The organism is Micrococcus sp. KBS0714 (genome assembly GCF_002008305.4).
Lineage (GTDB): Bacteria > Actinomycetota > Actinomycetes > Actinomycetales > Micrococcaceae > Micrococcus > Micrococcus luteus.
The window spans coordinates 1722357-1743621 of record NZ_CP042169.1 but is presented as its reverse complement, the minus strand read 5'-3'; the positions used below and the strand labels follow the sequence as shown (position 1 = coordinate 1743621).

Annotated in this window: 18 protein-coding genes; 9 read left to right on the top strand and 9 right to left on the bottom strand. The window is 73.2% G+C overall.

Features of this window, described 5'->3' with window-relative positions:
- Positions 1-4: 4 nt before the first annotated feature.
- The 5 genes from B1A86_RS07885 to B1A86_RS07865 form a co-directional block, all read right to left on the bottom strand.
- Positions 5-1642 carry an alkaline phosphatase gene (locus B1A86_RS07885; RefSeq protein ID WP_078025961.1) on the bottom strand — a complete coding sequence of 546 codons (1638 nt, stop codon included), beginning with the start codon at positions 1640-1642 and terminating at the stop codon, positions 5-7.
- A 110-nt stretch (positions 1643-1752) separates the two neighbouring features.
- Positions 1753-2925, bottom strand: coding sequence for a cysteine desulfurase family protein (locus tag B1A86_RS07880; RefSeq protein WP_078025871.1), 1173 nt, complete (start codon positions 2923-2925; stop codon positions 1753-1755).
- A complete protein-coding gene (gene nadC, locus B1A86_RS07875; RefSeq protein ID WP_078025870.1) occupies positions 2922-3842 on the bottom strand; it encodes a carboxylating nicotinate-nucleotide diphosphorylase in 921 nt (306 codons plus the stop codon). Before nadC ends, B1A86_RS07880 begins: the two co-directional genes overlap by 4 nt.
- Positions 3839-5167 (bottom strand): quinolinate synthase NadA, encoded by a 1329-nt coding sequence (nadA, locus tag B1A86_RS07870; RefSeq protein WP_078025869.1) that lies wholly within the window; start codon positions 5165-5167, stop codon positions 3839-3841. The genes nadC and nadA overlap by 4 nt, the downstream gene beginning before the upstream one ends.
- Before the next feature lie 27 nt (positions 5168-5194).
- Complete coding sequence (locus B1A86_RS07865) at positions 5195-5929, bottom strand: NUDIX hydrolase (protein ID WP_069941600.1); 735 nt, start codon at positions 5927-5929, stop codon at positions 5195-5197.
- Positions 5930-6057: 128 nt separating this feature from the next.
- Here B1A86_RS07865 and B1A86_RS07860 point away from each other — a divergent pair, with 128 nt between their 5' ends.
- Entirely contained in the window at positions 6058-6894 is an 837-nt protein-coding gene (locus tag B1A86_RS07860) for an alpha/beta fold hydrolase (RefSeq protein ID WP_078025868.1), read from the top strand.
- A 126-nt stretch (positions 6895-7020) separates the two neighbouring features.
- Here B1A86_RS07860 and B1A86_RS07855 read toward each other — a convergent pair whose 3' ends face one another.
- Both B1A86_RS07855 and B1A86_RS07850 read right to left on the bottom strand, forming a co-directional pair.
- Positions 7021-7968 (bottom strand): DUF808 domain-containing protein, encoded by a 948-nt coding sequence (locus B1A86_RS07855; RefSeq protein ID WP_020626452.1) that lies wholly within the window; start codon positions 7966-7968, stop codon positions 7021-7023.
- A 145-nt stretch (positions 7969-8113) separates the two neighbouring features.
- The gene (locus B1A86_RS07850) at positions 8114-8632 is read right to left on the bottom strand and encodes a ferritin (RefSeq protein ID WP_020626453.1); all 519 of its coding nucleotides are present in this window, start codon (positions 8630-8632) and stop codon (positions 8114-8116) included.
- 129 nt (positions 8633-8761) lie between these two features.
- On the opposite strand from B1A86_RS07850, the gene B1A86_RS07845 reads away from it, so the two are divergent.
- Positions 8762-9301, top strand: a complete 540-nt coding sequence (locus B1A86_RS07845) for a PACE efflux transporter (protein WP_078025867.1) — start codon at positions 8762-8764, stop codon at positions 9299-9301.
- Positions 9302-9325: 24 nt separating this feature from the next.
- On the opposite strand, the gene B1A86_RS07840 is transcribed toward B1A86_RS07845, so the two are convergent.
- On the bottom strand, positions 9326-10228 hold the full coding sequence (locus B1A86_RS07840) for a patatin family protein (protein WP_078025866.1): 903 nt from the start codon (positions 10226-10228) through the stop codon (positions 9326-9328).
- 81 nt (positions 10229-10309) lie between these two features.
- On the opposite strand from B1A86_RS07840, the gene tpx reads away from it, so the two are divergent.
- Both tpx and B1A86_RS07830 read left to right on the top strand, forming a co-directional pair.
- The gene (tpx, locus tag B1A86_RS07835) at positions 10310-10810 is read left to right on the top strand and encodes a thiol peroxidase (RefSeq protein ID WP_078025865.1); all 501 of its coding nucleotides are present in this window, start codon (positions 10310-10312) and stop codon (positions 10808-10810) included.
- A 2-nt stretch (positions 10811-10812) separates the two neighbouring features.
- The gene (locus B1A86_RS07830; protein WP_078025864.1) at positions 10813-11994 is read left to right on the top strand and encodes a S1C family serine protease; all 1182 of its coding nucleotides are present in this window, start codon (positions 10813-10815) and stop codon (positions 11992-11994) included.
- Between the two features lie 15 nt (positions 11995-12009).
- On the opposite strand, the gene zupT is transcribed toward B1A86_RS07830, so the two are convergent.
- Positions 12010-12798: a zinc transporter ZupT gene (gene zupT / locus B1A86_RS07825; protein ID WP_078025863.1), complete on the bottom strand. Its 789-nt coding sequence runs from the start codon at positions 12796-12798 to the stop codon at positions 12010-12012.
- A gap of 65 nt (positions 12799-12863) precedes the next feature.
- On the opposite strand from zupT, the gene B1A86_RS07820 reads away from it, so the two are divergent.
- The 5 genes from B1A86_RS07820 (at position 12864) to B1A86_RS07800 (ending at position 21156) form a co-directional block, all read left to right on the top strand.
- Positions 12864-14342 (top strand): NAD(P)/FAD-dependent oxidoreductase, encoded by a 1479-nt coding sequence (locus B1A86_RS07820; protein ID WP_078025862.1) that lies wholly within the window; start codon positions 12864-12866, stop codon positions 14340-14342.
- 195 nt (positions 14343-14537) lie between these two features.
- Positions 14538-16400, top strand: coding sequence for an ABC transporter family substrate-binding protein (locus B1A86_RS07815; RefSeq protein ID WP_036339161.1), 1863 nt, complete (start codon positions 14538-14540; stop codon positions 16398-16400).
- A 162-nt stretch (positions 16401-16562) separates the two neighbouring features.
- Entirely contained in the window at positions 16563-18083 is a 1521-nt protein-coding gene (locus tag B1A86_RS07810; protein ID WP_036339165.1) for an ABC transporter permease, read from the top strand.
- Positions 18084-18088: 5 nt separating this feature from the next.
- Entirely contained in the window at positions 18089-19279 is a 1191-nt protein-coding gene (locus B1A86_RS07805; protein ID WP_036339168.1) for an ABC transporter permease, read from the top strand.
- Positions 19276-21156, top strand: coding sequence for an ABC transporter ATP-binding protein (locus B1A86_RS07800; RefSeq protein WP_052001167.1), 1881 nt, complete (start codon positions 19276-19278; stop codon positions 21154-21156). The genes B1A86_RS07805 and B1A86_RS07800 overlap by 4 nt, the downstream gene beginning before the upstream one ends.
- The last annotated feature ends 109 nt before the right edge of the window (positions 21157-21265 follow it).

Sequence of the window (21265 nt, the reverse complement as noted above, 5' to 3'; positions counted from 1 at the left end):
CGGATCAGGCCGCCGTCAGCGTGCGCGAGTAGACCGTCCGGCCGGCGGCGTTGATCAGACGCACCCGGAACTCGCGGCCGTCCTCGGGGATCTCGACGTGGCCGAAGTACTGGTGCTCACCGGAGCGCGGCGAGCCCATGACCGGGCCGTGCGCCTCGAAGTCCAGGCGCGGGCCGAAGGTGCCGTCCAGCGTGTTCGGGCCGAACGATCCGGCGTTGATGGGGCCGGCCACGAACTCCCAGAACGGCTCGAAGTCTGTGAACGCCGCGCGGTCGGGGGAGTAGTGGTGCGCCGCGCAGTAGTGGACGTCGCCGGTGAGGAACACGACGTTCTTCACGCCGTGGTCCTTGATCGCCTTCAGGAGGCGGGCGATCTCCAGCTCGCGGCCCAGCGGGGCGCCGTCGTCGCCGTTGGACAGGGACTCCTGCCCCGTGCCGTCGGGGACGACCAGGCCCAGAGGCAGGTCGTTGGCGATGACCTTCCACGTGGCGGTCGACGCCCGCAGCCCGCGGATGAGCCACTGCAGCTGCTCCTCACCCAGGATCGGGGTCTCGTGGGTCTCGAGCCCCGGGGTGTTCTCGCCCTTGTGGGTGCGCATGTCCAGGGCGAACACGTCGAGTGTCGCGCCGCGGGGGATCCTGCGGTAGATGCGGGCGGGTTCGAAGCCCGAGCCGCGGCGCAGGGCCGTCGAGTCGGCGATCGGCATGTACTCCTGCCACGCGCGGCGGGCGCGGGCGGCCAGCGTGTCCACGTCACGGACCTGGGTGTAGCGCGGGTCTTCGAGGACCTCGCCCGGCCACCAGTTGTTGGTCGTCTCGTGGTCGTCCCACTGGGCGATGACGGGGACGTCCGCGTACAGGGCGCGGAGGTTGTCGTCCATCATGTTGTAGCGGTGGCGGCCGCGGAACTCGTTCAGTGTCTCGGCGACCTTGGACGTCTCCTCCGTGACGAGGTTGCGCCAGGTGGGCTCGCCGGCCACCTCGAGGGTCTCCGGGATGGGGTTGTCCGCGTAGATCGTGTCGCCTGAGTGCAGGAAGAAGTCGGGCTTCGTGGCGTGCATCGCCGCGTAGCCGCGCATGCCGCCGATCTCCGGGTTGATGCCGTAGCCCTGCCCCGCGGTGTCCGCGGTCCACACGAAGGACTGGGCGGCGGAGGTCTTCCGGCCGAACCGCGCGCCGGGCGCCGTCGTGAAGCGGGCCACGGCCGACTCGCCCAGGCGGCCGGCCTCGTCCTCGAACGCGTACGTCACCTCGAAGCGGGTGTCGGAGGGCAGCGTGTCCGCGAGGATCTTCGCGGTGTGGTCGGTGGCCCCGTCGACCCAGCCGGAGCGCAGGGTCAGCCCGCGAGCGAAGCGGCCGCGCAGCACCTTCCCGTCCTCGTCGACCGCGCGCAGCGTGGCGTGCAGGCGCGAACGGCCGGACGAGCGCGCCCACAGCACGGCCGAGTTCGAGGTGACATCGCCGGTGGCGACGCCGGACGGCAGCGTCAGACGGGACGCGACCAGGCCACCGGGGGTGTGGCGGGCCGGACGGGCGGCGGCGGGGCCGGCGAGGGCGGCGGGGGCGAGCACGGCGGCGGACGCTGCGGCGAGCACCGAACGGCGGGAGGCGGAGTGGGACAGGGGTGCGGTGGTCTGCTTCACGGGGCCAGGGTGGGGCACGCAGGCGAGGGACATGTGGCGTCGGGCTGACCGCCGGGTGAACCTCCGACGCCGGCCCCCGGCGGCATCGGGGTCGACCGGCCCGGGGCCGCTCAGCGCAGGGCGCTGACCGTCCGGACGGCGTCGACGATCGCGTCCGCGGCGGCGTCGAGCAGCGGGGCGTCGGCGTCCGGGCCGAATGTGCAGCGCAGGGCCGTGCGGGCCTCGTCCTCGCTGAGGCCCAGCGCGAGCAGGGCCGGGGACGGCTCGGCGTCGTGGGCCGAGCACGCGGACCCCGCCGAGGCCAGCACGCCCCGGCGGGCCGCCTCCTCCAGCACCGACTCGCCGTTCACGCCGGGCAGCGCGAACGAGGCGTGACGCGGCAGCCGCCGCGCGGGATGGCCGGTCAGCCGCGCGTCGGGCACGAGCTCCCGGACGCCGTCGAGCACGCGCGCCGCGAACCGGTCCCGCAGCCCGGACCACGCGTCCGCGGCCGCGGCGCGCTCCGCCTCGGCCTCCTCGAAGGCCGCCGCGAACCCGGCGGCACCGGCCACGTTCTGCGTCCCGGACCGCCGGCCCCGCTCCTGGCCGCCACCGGGCACGAGCGGTTCCAGGGCGTGACCCGGGCGCACCCACAGCGCGCCGACCCCCTTGGGCCCGCCGACCTTGTGCCCGGACAGCGCCACGAGATCCGCCCCGAGGGCGCGCACGTCCACCGGGATCTGCCCCGCGGCCTGCACCGCGTCCACGTGCAGCGGCACGCCCGCCTCCCGGGCGACGGCGGCCAGCTCGGCCACCGGCTGCACCGTGCCCACCTCGTTGTGGGCCAGGTGCACGCTGACCAGCGCGGTGTCCGGGCGCAGGCGGGCGGCGAGGTCGTCCGCCGAGGTCAGGCCGTCACGGTCCAGCGCGAGGTGCTCGACCTCGACGCCGTGCAGCCGGGCCAGCTGGTCACAGGACTGCCGCACCGCGCTGTGCTCGATCCCCGTGGTCAGCACGTGGCCCGCCGGGCGTCCGGCGAGGATCCGGGCGCGCACCGTGCCGAGCACGGCGAGCGCGTCGGCCTCCGTGCCGCCCGAGGTGAACACGACCTGCCCGGCCCGGGCGCCGATCGCGCAGGCCACCCGCGCGCGGGCGTCCTCGAGCAGGGCCGCCGCCGCCCGGCCGGCCTCGTGCGCCGAGGACGGGTTGCCGTAGACGCCGGTGAGGGCGGGCCACATCGCCTCCAGCGCGCTGCGCCGGACGGGCGCGGTGGCCGCGTGGTCCAGGTCGAGGGTGGTGCTCATCGGCGCGGCGAGACCTCCTCGACCACGGCGTCCAGGCCCAGGTCCAGGGACTGGACGGTATGGGTCAGCGCTCCCACCGAGATCACGTCCACGCCCGTGGCCGCGATCGCCCCGATCGTCTCGAGGCTCACCCCGCCGGAGGCCTCGACGACGGCGCGGCCCGCCACGCGCTCGACGCCGGCCCGCAGCTCGGCCGGCGAGAAGTTGTCCAGCATGATCGTGTCGACCCCGGCGGCGAGCACCGCCGGGATCTGCTCGAGCCGGTCGACCTCCACCTCCACGTGGGTGGTGTGCGGCAGGCGGGCCATCCCGGCGCGCAGGGCCGCGGTGAGGGCCTCGCCCGGGTCGCCGGCACTGCCGAACCCCAGCGCGGCCAGGTGGTTGTCCTTGAGCATCACGGCATCCGAGAGGCTGAAGCGGTGGTTGTGCCCGCCTCCGTCCCGCACCGCCTGCCGTTCGAGCACGCGCAGACCCGGGGTGGTCTTGCGGGTGTCCACCACCCGCGCGTGCCCGCCGCCGGCGCGCACGGCGGCCACGTGGGCGGCCGTCGTCGTGGCGATCCCGGACAGGCGCTGGACGAGGTTCAGCGCCACGCGCTCGGCGCGCAGCACCGAGCGGGCGGGGCCCGCGACCTCGGCGACGACGGCGCCGGGGGACAGGTCGGCGCCGTCGGCCAGGTGCAGGGTGACGGACACGGCCGGGTCGACGAGCCGGAAGGCGGCCTCGAGGGCGTTCGTGCCGGAGAGCACCCCGGGCTCGCGGGCCACCACGCGCGCGGTGATCCGGGCCTGCTCCGGGACGAAGGCCTCCGAGGAGACATCACCCCAGGGCGCGTCCTCGGCGAGCGCGGCGGCCACGATCCGCTCCACGTCCGGCTGCGGGGCCGGCGTCGCCGGGGCGCGGTCGGCCGGGGTCACGTCCCGGCCCCGGCGGACTGCGCGGCCGACTGCTTCGGCGCGACGGCCAGCATCCGCTCGAGCGCGGTGCGGGCCGGCTCGGCGACGGACGCAGGCACGGTGATCCGGTTGACCACGCGGCCGGCCACGAGCTCCTCGAGCACCCACGCGAGGTAGCCGGGGTGGATGCGGTACATGGTGGAGCACGGGCAGATCACGGGGTCGAGGCAGAAGATCGTGTGCTCGGGGTGCTGGGCGGCCAGGCGCTGCACGAGGTTGATCTCGGTGCCGATCGCGAAGGTCGAGCCGGCCGGCGCCGCTTGGATCGCCTTGACGATGAAGTCGGTGGACCCGGAGGAGTCCGCGGCCTCCACCACGGGCAGGGGGCACTCGGGGTGCACGATCACCTGGACGTCCGGGTGCTCGGCGCGGGCCTGTTCGATCTGCGCCACGGTGAAGCGGCGGTGCACCGAGCAGAAGCCGTGCCACAGCAGGACCTTCGCGTCCCGCAGGGCGTCCTCGGAGTTCCCGCCCAGCGGCAGGCGGGGGTTCCACGTCGGCATCTGCTCGAGTGGGATCCCCCTGGCGCGGCCCGTGTTCCGGCCCAGGTGCTGGTCCGGGAAGAACAGGACGCGTTGGGCACGCTCGAACGCCCAGTCCAGCACGGCCGAGGCGTTGGAGGACGTGCACACGATGCCGCCGCGCTCGCCGACGAAGCCCTTGAGGGCCGCGGAGGAGTTCATGTAGGTCACGGGCAGCAGGGGCACGCGCCCGTCGTCGTCCGGCTCGGTGCCGTAGACCGCCTCGAGCTGCTCCCACGCGTCCTCGACCGAGTCCAGGTCGGCCATGTCCGCCATGGAGCAGCCGGCGGCGAGGTTGGGCAGGATGACGGCCTGGTCCGGGGTGGAGAGAAGGTCCGCGGTCTCCGCCATGAAGTGCACGCCGCAGAACACGATCGCCTCCGCCTCGGGCCGGCCCTGGGAGGCCCGCGCGAGCTGGAAGGAGTCGCCCACGAAGTCGGCGTGCTGGACGACCTCGTCGCGCTGGTAGAAGTGGCCCAGCACGACGACGCGTTCGCCGAGCGTCTGCCGCGCGGCGCTGATCCGGGCGTGGAGCTCCTCGTCGGAGGCCCGCTGGTACTCCTCGGGGATGCGGCCCTGCACGGGGGCGTCGGCCGGGACGGCGTCGTCCTGCGATGCGCCGGGGCCGTAGGCGGGCAGGCCGGCGTCGAACGCCCAGGGGCCGCGGGTCAGGTCGGGGGAGCACGAGGAGCCGCGCGCGGCGTCCTTGTCGATCAGGGTCAGGGTGCGGGCCACCGAGGCGGTGGTCCCGGTCGGGGTGGTCATGGGTGACTCCTGGGTCGGGGCTGGTGGTCAGCGGCGGGCATCCGGCCCGGCGGGATCGGGGTCGGTCCCGGGCCCGGCGGGCCGGTACCGGTAGAGCTTGGGCGGGCGGTGCGGGGTGCCGCCGCGGACCTCGCCGGTCTCCTCGAGGGTCCCGGCGGCGAGGGTGGCGCGGCGGAAGTTGGCGGCGTCGAGGCCGCGGCCGAGGACGGCCTCGTGCACGGCGCGCAGCTCGGCAAGGGTGAAGGAGGGCCCCAGCAGCGCGTGCCCGACGCCGGCTCGCGGCAGGTCCGCGCGCAGACGCGCCACGGCCGCCGCCAGGATCTGGGCGTGGTCGAACGCCAGCGCGGGCGGCGCGTCGGCCCGGTGCCAGCGCACATGGACCCCGATGGGCAGCCCGGCCACGTCCGGGTCCGGGCGGGACGCCGGGGCGGCGCCGTCGTCGTCCAGGACGGGGCTGAGCGCCCAGTGGGCCACCGTGAGGACGCGTCCGGTGGGGGAACGGTCCACGGCGCCGAACGCCGCCAGCTGCTCGAGGCGACGGACGGGACCGGGCACGCACTCGGCGGCCACGCGTGCGGCGACGTCGGCCAGCTCCTCGTCCGCGCCGAGCCACGCGCCCGGCAGCGCCCACCGGTCCAGGAACGGCTCGCGCATCCGCGGGACGAGGGCGACACAGAGGCGGGGCACGCCGTGCGGGTCCGGGCGCACGCCGAAGACGGCCGTGGACACGGCCACGCTGACGCGGGCCTCAGCGACCGGCATGGGACCTCCCGGGGCGGACTGGCGGGGCTGTTCTGGTCAGTATGACACTGTTCGCGCCCATCTCAGAGGGTCGAGATGACTGTAAGGCGGGGGAGGCGCCGGCGCGGTCCCGCGCTAGCCTGAGTCGGGTGAACACGACCGCCGCCGCCTCCGACCCGTCCGACGCCCCCCTGGCCTCCACCCGCATCGGGGAGGGCCCGCGCGGCGTCGCGTTCCTGCACGGCCTCATGGGCCGGGGCCGGAACTTCACCGGCCCGGCCAAGGAGCTGGGCGACGACTTCACGGTGGAGCTGATCGATCTGCCGGACCACGGCGCCTCGCCCTGGACGGACCGGGTGGACTACCGCGAGATCGCGGACCGGGTGGCCGCCCACCTGCGCGCCGGCCTCGCCGCCGACGGGCCGGTCCACCTGCTGGGCCACTCGATGGGCGGCAAGGTCGCGATGGTGCTCGCCCTGCGGCACCCGGAGCTCGTGGACCGGCTGATCGTGGAGGACATCTCCCCGCGGCTCTCACCGCAGGCCACGGACGAGTTCGTGCACCTGCTGGGCACCATGCTGCGCATGGACCTGGACGCGTACGACTCGCGGGCCGAGGCCGACGCGGCCATGGCCGAGCACGTCCACGACGCGCGGGTGCGCGGCTTCCTGCTGCAGAACCTGCGGCGCACGGCCGGCCACTTCGCGTGGCAGCCCAACGTGGCCATGCTCTTCGAGCACCTGCGGGAGATCGGCTCGTTCCCGGACCCGGTGGTCCCCGAGGATCCGGAGCGCGTGTTCGACCATCCGGTCCTGTGGCTGGCCGGCGCCGAGTCGGACTACGTCCAGGATGAGGACGTGCCGCGGATGAAGGAGCTGTTCCCGCGCGTCGTGCGCGTGACCGTCCGTGACGCCGGCCACTGGCTGCACGCCGACCAGCCCGAGGCCTTCGTCTCCGCGGTGCGCACCTTCCTCACCGCCGACTGACGGGGCCCGTCGGGAGACGGAGACAGCGCCGAGGCCCGCAGACGCGCCGCTACGTTCCGTGCGTAGCGGCGCGTCTGCGGGCCTCGGCGTCGGGCGCGGGTGGGAGTGGACCGGTCGGCCGCCGCATCAGTGGGCGGGCGCGGCTTTGTTTCCGCGCAGGCGTCCGACGAGCAGGACCACCCCGAGCGCGACCGAGCCCCAGAGCAGGCCCCACACGGCCGACGTCGCGGTCTCCGTGAGCCAGCCGAGGAACGCGCCGGCGGCGTGCGTGACGGGCTCGACGATCCCGTGCTGCACGGCGTAGGGCCACGGCACGCCCAGCGCGTCCAGCTCCACGAGGGCGATGTGGCCGCCCACCCAGAGCATCGCCACGGTGCCGATGACGGTCACCACGCGCAGCACGTGCGGCATGGCCTTGACCAGCCCGGCGCCGAACGAGCGGCCGCCGGAGGTCGAGGCGTTCTGGTGCAGGTGCAGGCCGACGTCGTCCATCTTCACGATCAGCCCCACGGCCCCATACACGCCCACGGTGATGAGGACGGCCACCACCGCCAGGACCGCCGCCTGCATCCAGAAGCCCAGGTCGGCCACCTCGTTCATGGAGATGACCATGATCTCCAGGGACAGGATGAAGTCCGTGGTGATGGCCCCGCGCACCACGGTGTCCTCGGCCTCCGGACCCCGCTCGACGGCGGGCTCCTCGTCGTCGGCATGCCCGTGGCCGGTGAGCTTGCCCCACACCTTGTGCGCGCCCTCATAGGACAGGTAGGTGCCGCCGGCCAGCAGCAGCCACGGCAGGATCCAGGGGGCGAGCCAGTCGAGCAGCAGCAGGGCGGGCAGGATGAACACGAGCTTGTTGCGCAGGGAGCCCTTGGTGATCCGCCAGATCATCGGCAGCTCGCGGGCGGCGGCCGCGCCGGCCATGTACTGCGGGGTCACCGCGGCGTCGTCGACCACCACGCCCGCCGCCTTGGCCGCGGCGCGTCCCGCTCCGGCGGCCACGTCGTCCACGCTCGCGGCGGCGAGGCGGGCGAGGGCGGCGACGTCGTCGAGCAGGGCTACGAGTCCGACCATGGTTCCTCCTGGGGTGGGGCCGACGGGCGCGCCGGTGCGCGGGCAGGACGCAGGTCGAGCATAGCGGCGGGGACGGACACGCACCGGCCCGGTCCCGTGGGGGACCGGGCCGGTGCGTGCGCGGCCGACGAGGCCGCCGGTGGGCTCAGGCGTCGTTCTCGGTGGTCTCCACGGGACGGGAGCCCAGGCGGCCGTCGATGCGGAGCAGGCCCGAGCCGTCATCGCCGACGAGCTCGAGCTGGCCCACGATCTCGGAGACGGTGGCCTCCTCCTCGATCTGCTCGTCCAGGAACCAGTTCAGCAGCGGGCGCGAGTTGAGGTCGCCCGCGGACTCGGTGGCCCGGTACAGCTCGCGGATCGCCTCGGAGACCTTCTGCTCGTGCGCGAGCGCGGCCCGGAAGATCTCCAGGGCCGACAGGCCGGCCTGCACGGGCGGGGCCGGGATGGCGCCGATCGTCGGGAAGCTGTCCCGGTCGGCGACGTGGTCGATGAACTTGTTCGCGTGGACGATCTCCTCGTCCGCCTGGTGCCGCAGCCACGCGGCCATCCCGGACAGGTCCAGGTCGTCGGCGGCGATCGCGAGCTGGCGGTAGACCATGGACGCCTCGAACTCGAGGGTGATCTGGTCGTTGAACTTCTGCAGCAGGTCATCGGTGAGCTTCATGCCTCGAACTCTAGGCAGGCGGCCGGGGCGCGGTGAAGGCGCGCCCGCCCCTCATCGAGGAGCGACGACGGCGGGCGGCCGGTTCCGCCGGATTCGGCGCCCTGCGGTGCCAGCTCTAGGCTGGGCGCCGTGTCCGAGACCCGCCGCGCCCGCCCGGGCGTCGACCCCGCGTCGACGCCGCCCTCCGACGTGCCGCGGGGCCCGGGAGGCCGGGACGCGCTCGTGCGCCGCCGCGTGTTCCGGACGCCCCTGCTGCGCCGCGTGGTCTACGCGGTGGTCTTCGAGCTGCTCGCCATCCTCTTCACCACCGTGATCCTGGCGGCGCTCGGCAACGGCGGCGGGCCCTCGCTCGCCGTGGCGGTCGTGTCCTCGACCGTGGCCCTGCTGTGGAACATCGTGTTCAACTCGGTGTTCGAGACCCTCGAACGCCGCCTCGGCATCACGGGCCGGCCCTGGTGGGTGCGCGTGGCCCACGCCGTCGGCTTCGAGGGCGGTCTGATCGTGTTCCTCGTGCCCGCGGTGGCGCTGATCCTCGGCGTCGGGCTGGGGGAGGCGTTCCTCATCGAGGCTGGCCTGCTCGTGTTCTTCCTCGTCTACGCCGCGGTGTACGCCTACGCGTTCGACTCGGTGTTCGGCCTGCCGGACTCGGCCGCCCGCGCCGAGGCCTGACCCGCCGATCGGATCAGGCGCGGCTCAACGGGACGCCGGCAGCCCCAGGAACGCGCGGATCGCCGGCATCTCGCGGCGCACCTGGTCCAGGCCGAGCTCGTGGGCGGCGGCCAGCTTGGCCACGGACCGCTCGCCGTTGGCGATGGGCATGGTCTCGGGCGCGAACAGATAGGCCCGTCCCTGCCGCTCCATCTCGAACAGGCGCTCGCGGGTCGCGTTGTACCGGCGCCAGCGCGTGAGCAGGGCGTCCGCGACGGCGGGGTAGCGCCGGAAGGTGCGCTGGTAGAACGAGGGGAACCGTTCGGGCCGTTTCACGTACCCGCGCTCCCGGGTCAGGACCACGAGGACCTTCTCGAACCCCGCGTCCTCCGCCGCGGTCAGCGGGATCCCACCGTCCACGCCGAGGGCGCCGTCCACGAACACGGTGCCCTCGGCGTGCACGGGGGGCATGAGGACCGGCATCGTGGACGACGCGCGGACGCGGACCATCAGGTCGGTCAGGGTGGTCATGTCGGAGCGGTCCCACCAGCGGGTCTCGCCGCTCGCGGCGTCGAACCCGCCCAGCACGAGCCGGGCGGGGTTCGCGCGGAACGTGGCGAAGTCGTAGGGCAGGTCCGCCTCGGGCAGGCCGGCGTGCTCGTAGATGTACTCGGCGTTGAACAGGCCCTTGCCGCGCACGAAGCTCAGCCAGTTGCCGAACCGAGGATCGTCGGCGAAGTCCACGAATGAGCGCCGCGCACGGGCCGGGTCGCGGGACAGGTAGTTCACGGCGTTGGACGAGCCCGCCGAGATGCCGGCCACGAAGTCCACGTGGATCCGCTCGCGCAGCAGTTCCGCCACCACGGCCGAGGTGAGCGCGGCGCGCATGCCCCCGCCCTCGAACAGCAGGGCCGTGTCGGTGACGTTGGACGTCATGGGCTCGGTCATGGTCGGTCCCTCCGTGTTCGCCGTCCGCCGAGCCGGGCGGGGAGTGCTCCCGTCCGGCCGCGCCCATCCTAGGCTGTCCCCATGGCGACGACCCACATGAAGAGCACCCCCGTCCACACCGTCGGTGAGCTGCCCCAGGTGGGTTCCCCCGCCCCCGACTTCACCCTCACCGGGGCGGACCTGTCCCCGGTGACCCTGCGGGAGCTGCGCGGCCGCCGCGTGATCCTGAACATCTTCCCGTCCCTGGACACCGGCGTGTGCGCCGCCTCCGTCCGCGAGTTCGACTCCCGCGTCGCGGACCTCGGGGACACCACCGTCGTGGCCGTGTCCGCGGACCTGCCGTTCGCCGCCGCGCGCTTCTGCTCGGTCGAGGGCATCGACCACGTCCGCAGCGGCTCTGTGTTCCGCTCGTCGTTCGGCGGCGACTACGGCGTGCGCATGACCGACGGTCCGCTCGAGGGCCTGCTGGCCCGCGCCGTCGTCATGGTCGATGCCGACGGCGTGGTCCGTCATGCCCAGCTCGTCCCCGAGATCTCCGAGGAGCCGGACTACGAGGCCGCCCTGGCGGCCGCCCGGGGCTGAGCGTGACGCCGCCGGGCTGGCCGCCGCGCGCACGACGCTCGCCCCTGGCGTTCGTCATCGCGCTGTTCGGCGTGCTCGGGGCGCTGGTTCTGGCCGGGGGCCTCACCGCGCTCCTCGCCGGCCGGATGGTCGACGTCGCCGCGGACTCCGCCCCGACCGTGCCCGCCGCCGAGGCCCCCGCCCGGGAGGCGGGCGAGCTCGCGGCGGGCCTGACCCACATCCACGACGGTGTGGCGGTGGACTGGTCCGCATCGGCCCACGACGGATCGTCCCTGGACCCGGGCCAGCCGGTCGCGGACGCCCCGGGCATCCTCCTCGTGGAGACCGCCCTCGGCGCCCGCACCGGCACGGGGACGGGCATGGTGCTCTCCCCGGACGGGCTGGCGGTGACCAACTACCACGTGGTCGAGGACTCCTCGGAGGTGCACGTGGTGGTCGCGGACACCGGCGCGCGGCACACGGCCACGGTGCTCGGGCGCGATGCGGAGCACGACATCGCGGTGCTCGACGTCGAGGGCGTCTCGGACCTGCCGGTGGCCAGCGTCTCGCTGGACCCGGTGCGGCGCGGGGACCAGGTGGCCGCCGTCGGCAACGGCGGAGGCCAGGGCCACCTGACGGCCGTGCGCGGCACCGTGCTCGGCACGGACCGCTCGATCATGGCCGCGGCCGAGGGCACCGATCAGTACGCGCGCCTGTCCGGCCTGATCCAGACGGACGCGGACGTCGTGCCCGGCTACTCCGGCGGCCCGGTGGTGGACGACGCCGGCCAGGTGGTCGGCGTGACCGTGGCGGCCAGCGACGGGACCACCGCAGACGAGGTGGACGGCTTCGCGATCCCGCTGGAGGTGGCCTTCGACGTGGTGGACCAGGTCCTGACGGGCGAGGAGACGGACACCGTGAGCATCGGCGCGGACGGCGCCCTGGGCATCATGGTCGGCGCGGATCCCGACGTCGGCGTCGTGGTCATGCAGGTGGACGCGGGCTCGGCGGCCGAGCAGATCGGCCTGGTCGAGGGCGATGTGATCCTCGAGATCGAGGGGCGGGCCGTCGGTGACGACGCCTCCCGGATGTCCCGCCTGGTCAACGACCACAACGTGGGGGACCGGATCACCGTCCAGTGGCGCACCGCCGACGGCGAGGTGCGCGAGGCCGAGGCGGTCCTGCAGCCGGCCCTCGTGAACTGACCGGCCCCCCGGCGCTCAGGAGAGCAGGTCCAGTGAGAGGGCCATCGCGGCCACGCCCAGCAGCACGCCGCCCAGCGCCGCGGCGCGGCCCCCGGCCGCCCGGGCGGCGGGCAGCAGCGCGTCGAGGCTCACGGTCACCATCACGCCCGCCACGGCCGCGAAGACGGCGGCCAGGAGCGCGGGTGTGAGGAACGGGGCCAGCAGCAGCCAGCCGATCAGCGCGCCCAGCGGCTCCGCGATCCCCGTGAACGCGGCCCACGCGAAGGCCTTGCGCCGCGATCCGGTGGCCTGCCGCACGGGCACGGCCACGGCCACGCCCTCGGGAACGTTGTGCACGGCCATCGCGACGGCCAGCGCGAGGCCCACCGACGGATCCTGCAGGGTGCCGGCGAAGGTGACGAAGCCCTCCGGCAGATTGTGCAGGCCGATCGCCAGGGCCGTCACCGTGCCCAGGCGCAGCATCCGCCGCCGGTCCAGGCCGGCCGGGTCGTCGACGTCGCCCGGCATCTCCGAGACGGGGTCGGGGACGGCGCGCTCGAGCAGCACGTAGGAGCCTGCGCCGAGGATCAGGGCGGCCACCGCGACGGCGGTCGCCGCGGGGCCGACCGCCCCGCCCAGCCCCTCGACGGCGGCCGGCAGCATCTCCAGGAAGGAGACCGCGAGCATGACGCCCGCGGCGAGGCCGAGGGCGGCCCCCAGCCCGCGGCCCGAGGGCTCGCGTCCGACGATCGCCAGGACGCCGCCCAGCACCGTGGCCAGCCCGGCGAACGTCGTGAGAGCGAGCGCGGTCCAGAACGGGTCCACGGGGGAGTGCCTCCTGACGGGCGGCGGGCGGGGTGCGACCATCCTAGGGACCACAGGAGGAGACCATGACCGAAATCGCCGCCGGCCCCGGATTCGCCCTGCCCCGGGGCGTCGAGCCGGGCCGCGCCGTCGTCGTGGGCGCCGGCCCCAACGGCCTGACCGCCGCCGCCCTGCTGGCCCGCGAGGGCTGGGAGGTGGACGTGTTCGAGCGGGCCCCGGTGCCCGGCGGCGCGTGCGCGTCCGCGCCGGTGCTGGGGGAGGGGACCGTGGTGGACCTCGGGGCGGCGGGCCATCCGTTCGGCGTCGCCAGCCCCGTGTTCCGGGAGCTGGGGCTGACGGACCACGGGCTCGCCTGGCTGCACCCGGCCATGCCGATGGGACATCCGCTGCCGGACGGGCCGGCCGCCCTCCTGCACCGGGACCTCGAGGCCACCGCCGCGGGTCTCGGCGTCGACGCGCGGGCCTGGCGGGCCGTGCACGGGGCCCTGGTCGCGCACGTCGACGAGATCCTGGCGGGCGCGCTCGGCCCGGTGCTGCGACCCCCGCCCCATCCGGTGGCGATGGCCCGCTTCGGCCTGCGCGCCCCGTGGCCGGCCGATCTGCTGGGCCGGGCGATGTTCCGCACGGAGGCCGCCCGCGCCCTGTTCACGGGCTCGGCCGCCCACGCGATCCTGCCCTCGAGCCGGCCCCTGACGGCGGCGTTCGGTGCGCTCTTCGGCGCGCTCGGGATGAGCTCGGGCTGGCCGGTGGCGCGCGGCGGGTCGGGGGCGATCGTCGACGCGCTCGTGGCGGTGCTGCGGGCGCACGGCGGTCGGCTGCACCTGGGCCACGAGGTCACGGACCTGCGCGCGCTGCCCGCCGCGGACGCCGTCGTGCTGGACCTGACCCCGCGCCAGGTGCTGCGCGTCGCCGGCACGGGCCTGCCGCCGCGATACGCCGCGGCCCTGCGCCGGTGGCGCCCCGGGCCGTCCGTGTCCAAGGTCGACTTCCTGCTCGACGGGCCGATCCCGTGGCGCGACGCCCGGCTCGCGGGCGCGGGGACGGTGCACCTGGGCGGGACCGCCGCCGAGATCCGGCGGGCCGAGGACGACGTCGCGGCCGGCCGGATGCCGACGCGGCCCTTCGTCATGCTCTGTCAGCAGCAGGCGGCGGACCCCTCACGGGCCACCGGGCCCGCCCGGGGGCACACGGTCGTCTGGTCCTACGCCCATGTGCCCCACGGCCACCCCGGCGACGTCCGTCCGCTGATCGAGGCGGAGGTGGAGCGGCACGCACCCGGCTTCCGGGACCGGATCGGGGCCGCGGTCGCGATGCGCCCGGCCGATCTGGAGGCGTGGAACCCGAACCTCGTGGGCGGTGACATCGCGGGGGGATCGCTCGCGGGAGCGCGCGCGCTCCTGCGCCCCACCGCGTCGCCCCGGCCGCACCGGGCGGGTCGGACCGGGCTGTATCTGGCCTCCGCCTCCACCCCGCCGGGCGCCGGCGTCCATGGCATGGGCGGGGCGTGGGCCGTGCGGACTCTGCTGGCGGACCGTCGTCGCTGACCGCGCCGGCGCCACGGACGGGACGGATCCAGATTCGGACTTTCGCGAACCTGAATGTTCCCGCTACAGTGTGCTCCATCTCACGGAACGTCCCGTCTCGACGGAACGGCCCGGGGGTCGTCTCGCACCACCAGGTCCCCACAGGGATGCGGGCGCGCGACGTCCTTGCACCTCTCATGAACGGAAGCACCTTCCATGAAGTACACGAAGCTCTCCGCTGCCGCGGCCCTGGCCGCCGGCTCGGCCCTCATCCTCTCCGCGTGCGCCCCGGGCGGCGGCAATGCAGGCGACTCCAGCAGCAACAGCGCCTCCGGCGCCAGCCAGGGCGGCGACTCGGGCGCCGGCAACGTCATCGAAGGGGACAAGGGTCAGAAGCTCACCGCCGAGGCCTCCGGGCCGGGGAAGGCCGACCTGGGCGACGTCAAGACCCAGGACGGCTCCATCGCGTACTCGGTGGGCGCCGACGACTTCCTGTCCTACAACGGCCTGCAGTCGAACACGTACACCACGTACAACTCGGCCGTCGCGGACCGCATGTTCTCGTCCTTCTGGTACTTCGGCACCGACGGCTCGATCATCCCGGACAAGGACTTCGGCACGTACGAGAAGACCTCGGACGACCCGCTGACCGTGAAGTACACCATCAGCGACGACGCCAAGTGGTCCGACGGCACCCCCGTCACCGCGGGCGACTTCATCGTCCACTGGGCCGCGAACAACGACACGATCAAGGCCGAGGGTGCCGAGACCCCGCTGTTCGACTCGATCTCCTTCGAGCAGGGCAAGTACATCCCGGAGGCGCCCGAGGGCGAGGCCGACGGCAAGGAGTTCACCGTCACCTACCCGGAGCCCTACGCGGACTGGGAGATCCTCATCAGCACCGCGCTGCCGGCGCACATCGTCGCCAAGGAGGCGGGCATGAGCTTCGAGGAGCTCGTCACCGCCGCGAAGGAGAAGGACGTCGAGGCGCTCACCCCGGCGGCCGAGTTCTGGAACGACGGCTGGGACTTCAGCCCCGGCGAGCTGCCGGACGCCTCGCTGGTGCCCTCCATGGGCCCCTACAAGTTCAAGGACGGCGGCTGGCAGGCCGGCCAGTCCATCACCCTTGAGGCCAACCCCGAGTACTGGGGCACCCCGGCGGCCACCAAGGAGCTCGTCCTCCGCTTCGCCGACCCGAAGACCCACGTGCAGGCCCTGCAGAACGGCGACCTCGACGTCATCGAGCCGCAGGCCACCGTGGACACCCTCCAGCAGCTCGAGGGCCTCGGCGAGGACGTCAACGTCCAGACCGGTGACCAGCTGACCTGGGAGCACGTGGACTACAACCGCGGCGAGGGCTCGGTCTTCGCGGACTCCCCGGAGCTGCGCGAGGCCTTCGCCCTCTGCCTGCCCCGCCAGCAGATCGTGGACAACCTGATCAAGCCGATCTACGCGGACGCCCAGGTCATGAACCTGCGCGAGGTCTTCCCCTTCCAGGACAAGTACCAGGAGGTCGTGGACGCGGCCTACCCGAAGGAGATGGACCAGCCGAACATCGAGAAGGCCAAGGAGCTCGTCGAGAAGTCGGGCGTCTCCAAGCCCACGGTCCGCCTCGGCTACCAGGCCGGCAACCAGCGTCGCACCGAGACCGTCGCGCTCATCAAGAGCTCCTGCGACCAGGCCGGCTTCGACGTGCAGGACGCCAACTCGCCGGTGTTCTTCAAGGAGGTCATGCCGGCCGGTGACTACGACGCCGCCCTCTTCGCCTGGGCCGGCTCGGGCCAGAAGGCCTCCGGCGCGAACATCTACCAGTCGGACGGCGCCCAGAACCAGCAGAGCTACAACAACCCCGAGGTGGACGCGGCCTGGGACAAGCTCGCCACCTCGCTGGACGAGAACGAGCAGCTGGAGCAGGTCAAGACCATCGAGAAGCTGCTGTGGGAGGACTTCCAGGCCATCCCGCTGTACGCTCACCCGGGTCTGGTCGGCCACAAGGCCGACGTCGCCAACGTGCGCGACACCGCCGCCCAGTCGGGTGCGCTGTGGAACGTGGAGCAGTGGGTCCGCGTCCAGGAGTGACACCCCGCTGACCTCTGACCCGGCGGTCCGCCTCCCGCGGACCGCCGGCGTCGGGATCGAGGACAGAGCCCGGCCGGGCACCGGCCGGGCTCTGGCCGTGAACCGCGGCGAACCCGCACCCCTCCCTTTCCCTTGCACGCGCACGGAAGGTCACCCCCTGTTGTGCTGAAATTCATCCTCAAGCGCCTCGGCAGCTCCCTCCTGGTGCTGTTCGGCGCGTCGATCCTGCTCTTCTTCCTCGTGGCCCACTCGGGTGACCCCCTCCAGGACCTGCGAGAGTCACAGAACCCCAACCGCGAGACCCTCATCGCCGCCCGCACCGCGTTCATGGGGCTGGACCAGCCCTGGTACGCCCGGTACTGGGACTGGCTCCAGGGCATCGGCGGCTGCGTCACCGGTCAGTGCGACCTCGGCCTCAGCCGAAACGGCCAGTCCGTCGCCGACCTGCTGAGCAACGCCGCGGCCTCCACGCTGCGCCTCGTGGTGCTCGCGACCGTCCTGGCGATCATCATCGGCATCGCGATCGGCATCGTCACCGCGATCCGCCAGTACTCCGGCCTCGACTACGTGGTCACGTTCCTGATCTTCCTCTTCTTCTCGCTGCCCGTGTTCTGGGCGGCCGTGCTCCTGAAGGAGTACATGGGGATCCGGTTCAACGACTGGATCCGCAGCCCCGAGCTGAACTGGCCCCTCCTCATCGGGGTCGCCGTCCTCGCGGGCCTGGTCCTGCAGGCCGTCATGGCGGGCGACCTCAGGCGGCGCGCCTTCACGTTCGGCGCCACCGCCGCGTTCATCCTCCTCGCCGGCTGGGTGCTGTTCGCCGTCGACTTCTGGCGGCATCCGCAGATGGGCCCGGTCGTGCAGCTGGTCATCGGCCTGGCCGCCGCCGTCGGCGCCACCGCGGTGATCTCCGGTCTGCGCAACCGGTCGGTCCTCAAGGCCGCTCTGGTCACGGTCGCGATCGGCCTCGTCGCCTACTACGCCACCTACGGCCTGCTGTGGCGGACGCCGTCCGCACTGCTGCTGGCCGGCCTCGGCGTCATCCTCGTGCTGGTGGCCATCCTGGTGGGCCGGCTGCTCGGCGGCTTCTCCAAGGGCTCGGCCGTGTCTGCCTCGCTGGTGACCGCCCTGATCATGGGCGTGGCGATCGTGGCGGAACACCTGATGAACTACTGGCCGACCTTCCTGAAGGTCAAGCCGCGCCCGATCTCCACGATCGGCTCGGGCACCCCGAACCTGGACGCCCACTTCTGGGTGGTGTTCCTGGACCGCGGTGCGCAGCTTCTGCTGCCCACCATCCTGCTGACCATCATCTCGGTGGCCACGTACTCGCGGTACACGCGCTCTTCCATGCTCGAGGTCTCGCGCCAGGACTACATCCGCACCGCGCGCGCCAAGGGCCTGCCGGAGCGCCAGGTGATCCTGAAGCATGCGTTCCGCAACTCCCTGATCCCCATCACCACGATCATGGCCTTCGACTTCGCCGGCCTGATCGGCGGCGCCGTGATCACGGAGCAGGTGTTCGGCTGGAAGGGGATGGGCGAGCTGTTCGCCACCGGCCTGCGCGACGTGGACCCCATGCCCGTGATGGCGTTCTTCCTCGTGACGGGCACCGCCGCCGTGCTGATGAACCTCGTGGCGGACGTGCTCTACGCCGTCCTCGACCCCCGGATTCGAGTGTGAGCCAGATGACCACCAACAACTCCTCGATGACGGGCGCGCAGCTCGACGAGAAGCAGATCTTCGACCTTGCGGAGGCGGAGGACGCCAAGCTCCGCGCCAAGGCCGGGAAGTCCTACTCCCAGGGCGCCCTGGTCCGCAAGCGGTTCTTCCGCCACAGGGCGGCGATGATCTCCCTGATCGTGCTGGTCTTCATCACGCTGATGGCGTTCTCCTCCATCGGCTTCGCCGGCATCCCCGGCTGGTGGGACAAGTCCTACACGGCCGCGGCCTCCGTGGTGAACGGCGGTCGCCCGACGCTGTCGGTCGTGCCGCAGGCCTTCGGGGGCGAGGGCCTCCGCTGGGGCGAGCACCCCTTCGGCCAGGACACCACGGGCAAGGACTACTTCGCCCTCGTGATGCGCGGGACCCAGCAGTCCATGATCATCGCGGCCATCGTGGGCCTGCTCTCCACCGTGATCGGCGCGATCGTCGGCGCCGTGTCCGGGTACTTCGGCGGCTGGGTCGACTCCCTGCTCATGCGCCTGACCGACCTGATCATCGTCATCCCGCTGCTCGTGCTCGCCGCGGTGCTCGGCCAGATGGCCAGCGGCATGAAGATGGGCATCCTCCCGCTCGCGGTGGTGCTCGGCCTCGTGTCCTGGACGTCCCTGGCCCGCCTCGTGCGCGGAGAGGTCCTGTCCCTGCGCGAGAAGGAGTTCGTGGCGGCCGCCGTCGCCATGGGCGCCAAGCCGGGCCGTCTGATCTTCAAGCACCTGCTGCCCAACACGATCGGCGTGATCGTCGTGAACGCGACGTTCGCGATCGCGGGCGCGGTGCTGCTGGAGACCTCGCTGTCCTTCCTCGGCTTCGGCGTGAAGGCGCCGGACTCGTCCCTGGGCCTGCTCATCTCCGACTACCAGAACGCGTTCACCACCCGTCCGTGGCTGTTCTGGTGGCCCGGCATGATCATCCTCGCGATCGCCCTGTCCGTGAACTTCCTCGGCGACGGCCTGCGCGACGCCTTCGACCCGCGCCAGGGTGGGGGCGCCCACCGCAGGCTCCGCTTCTTCGGCCGCCGCGCGGCCGCCACCGAGGCCGGTGCGACGACGGCGGGCGGTCTGGCCGCGGCCCCGACGGCCGGTCGGATCGAGGCCCCCGTGGAGGAGGCCGGCGGATCCGCACGGATCTCCGACGCGGACGAGGACGGTCAGCGATGAGCGCGAACGACAAGAAAGGCCGATCCATGTTCGGCAAGAAGAAGGAGAACGACGTGACCGACGGCGGGCAGGGCTCGCACGCGGCGTCGTCGGCCGACCTCGAGGCGCGCGGCGCCGCCGTGCCCGGGTCCTCCGGCGCCGGCGGCGTGCCTCCGGGCCCCGCGACGAGCGCGATGGGCGTCGTGGCCCGCCACGACGACCTGGGCGGCGAGCCGGTGCTCGCCTTCCGCGACGTGGACGTGAAGTTCGCGACCGAGTTCGGCGAGGTGCACGCGGTCAAGGGTGTGACGTTCGACGTCAAGCCCGGCGAGGTCGTCGCCCTCGTGGGCGAGTCCGGCTCCGGCAAGTCCGTCACGAGCGCCACCGCCATGGGCCTGCTCCCGGGCAATGCGGACGTCACCGGCTCCGTGAAGCTGGCCGGCCGCGAGGTGCTCACCATGACCCCGGGGCAGCTGCGCGGCATCCGCGGCGACGAGGTGGCGATGGTGTTCCAGGAGCCCATGACGGCCCTGAACCCCGTCCTCACCGTGGGAGACCAGCTCACGGAGGCCCTCGAGCTGCACGGCATCGCCTACGGCACCGAGGCGGACAAGCGCGCCGTCGAGCTGCTCACCATGGTGGGCATCCCCGACGCCGCCACCCGCCTCAAGCAGTACCCCCACCAGTTCTCGGGCGGCCAGCGCCAGCGCATCGTCATCGCGATGGCGATCAGCTGCTCGCCGAAGGTGATCATCGCGGACGAGCCCACCACGGCGCTCGACGTGACGGTCCAGGCCGAGATCCTGGAGTTGCTGCGTTCCCTGAAGAACAAGATGAACACCGGCATCCTGCTCATCACGCACAACATGGGCGTGGTGGCGGACATGGCGGACCGCGTGTGCGTGATGCTCCACGGCGAGCTCGTGGAGCAGGGCTCGGTGCACCAGGTGCTCCAGCACGCCCGGCACCCCTACACCCAGAAGCTGCTCTCGGCGGTGCCGCGCCTCGGCGAGCCCCTCGAGGTGGCGGAGCCGGAGCCGGTCACGGCCACGCAGACGCAGGCCCGGTACGCGATCGAGGCGGAGAACCTCCACCTCGAGTACGACCACCGCGGCAAGAAGAACCGCGTGGTCCACGACGTCAGCTTCCAGGTGGCCCCGGGCGAGATCCTGGGCCTGGTGGGCGAGTCCGGCTCGGGCAAGTCCACCATCGCCAAGTCGGTGCTCGGTCTGCTCACCATCGCGGAGGGCTCTCTGCGCATCCAGGGCCACGATCTGGCGACGATGCCCAAGGCCGAGCAGCGCGCCCTACGCAAGAACATCGGCGTGGTCTTCCAGGACCCGGCGGCCTCACTGGACCCGCGGTTCCCGATCGGCGACATCATCACCGAGCCGATGGTCGTGCACAAGGTGGGGGACCGGCGCTCGCGCCTGGCCCGCGCCGAGGAGCTGCTGGATGCGGTGCGTCTGCCGCGCTCCGTGGTGAACCGGTACCCGCACGAGCTCTCCGGCGGTCAGCGCCAGCGCATCTCGATCGCGCGCGCCCTGACCCTGGACCCCCAGGTGCTCATCGCGGACGAGCCGACCTCGGCCCTGGACGTGTCCGTCCAGGCCGCCGTGCTGGACATGTTCGCGGAGCTGCAGCAGCGCTACGAGTTCGCGTGCCTGTTCGTGTCTCACGACCTCGCGGTGGTGGACATGCTGGCCCACAAGGTGCTCGTCCTCAAGGACGGCCGCCAGGTGGAGCAGGGCCCCACGGAGGAGGTGCTCCACCGTCCGAAGGAGGAGTACACCCGTCGCCTCCTGGCGGCGGCGCCCGTGCCGGACCCGGACCAGCAGGCGGAGCGTCGCCAGGAGCGCCGGGAATTCCTCGCCTCCCTCGGCGAGGGCGTCTACTGACCGCTCGGGCCCACCGGCCCGCCTGTCCACGGCGGCCCCTGCGCGTACAATCGCACGGGGGCCGCCGTCGGCGTGTGCCTCCACCCCTTTGATGTCGAACCGGACAGGA

Coding starts and splice junctions, on each gene's coding strand:
- B1A86_RS07880 (WP_078025871.1), bottom strand. CDS start 2,925: ATGAGCACCACCCTCGACCTGGACCACGCGGCCACCGCGCCCGTCCGG.
- nadA (WP_078025869.1), bottom strand. CDS start 5,167: ATGACCACCCCGACCGGGACCACCGCCTCGGTGGCCCGCACCCTGACC.
- B1A86_RS07865 (WP_069941600.1), bottom strand. CDS start 5,929: ATGCCGGTCGCTGAGGCCCGCGTCAGCGTGGCCGTGTCCACGGCCGTC.
- B1A86_RS07855 (WP_020626452.1), bottom strand. CDS start 7,968: ATGGTCGGACTCGTAGCCCTGCTCGACGACGTCGCCGCCCTCGCCCGC.
- B1A86_RS07850 (WP_020626453.1), bottom strand. CDS start 8,632: ATGAAGCTCACCGATGACCTGCTGCAGAAGTTCAACGACCAGATCACC.
- B1A86_RS07840 (WP_078025866.1), bottom strand. CDS start 10,228: ATGACCGAGCCCATGACGTCCAACGTCACCGACACGGCCCTGCTGTTC.
- tpx (WP_078025865.1), top strand. CDS start 10,310: ATGGCGACGACCCACATGAAGAGCACCCCCGTCCACACCGTCGGTGAG.
- B1A86_RS07820 (WP_078025862.1), top strand. CDS start 12,864: ATGACCGAAATCGCCGCCGGCCCCGGATTCGCCCTGCCCCGGGGCGTC.
- B1A86_RS07815 (WP_036339161.1), top strand. CDS start 14,538: ATGAAGTACACGAAGCTCTCCGCTGCCGCGGCCCTGGCCGCCGGCTCG.
- B1A86_RS07805 (WP_036339168.1), top strand. CDS start 18,089: ATGACCACCAACAACTCCTCGATGACGGGCGCGCAGCTCGACGAGAAG.
- B1A86_RS07800 (WP_052001167.1), top strand. CDS start 19,276: ATGAGCGCGAACGACAAGAAAGGCCGATCCATGTTCGGCAAGAAGAAG.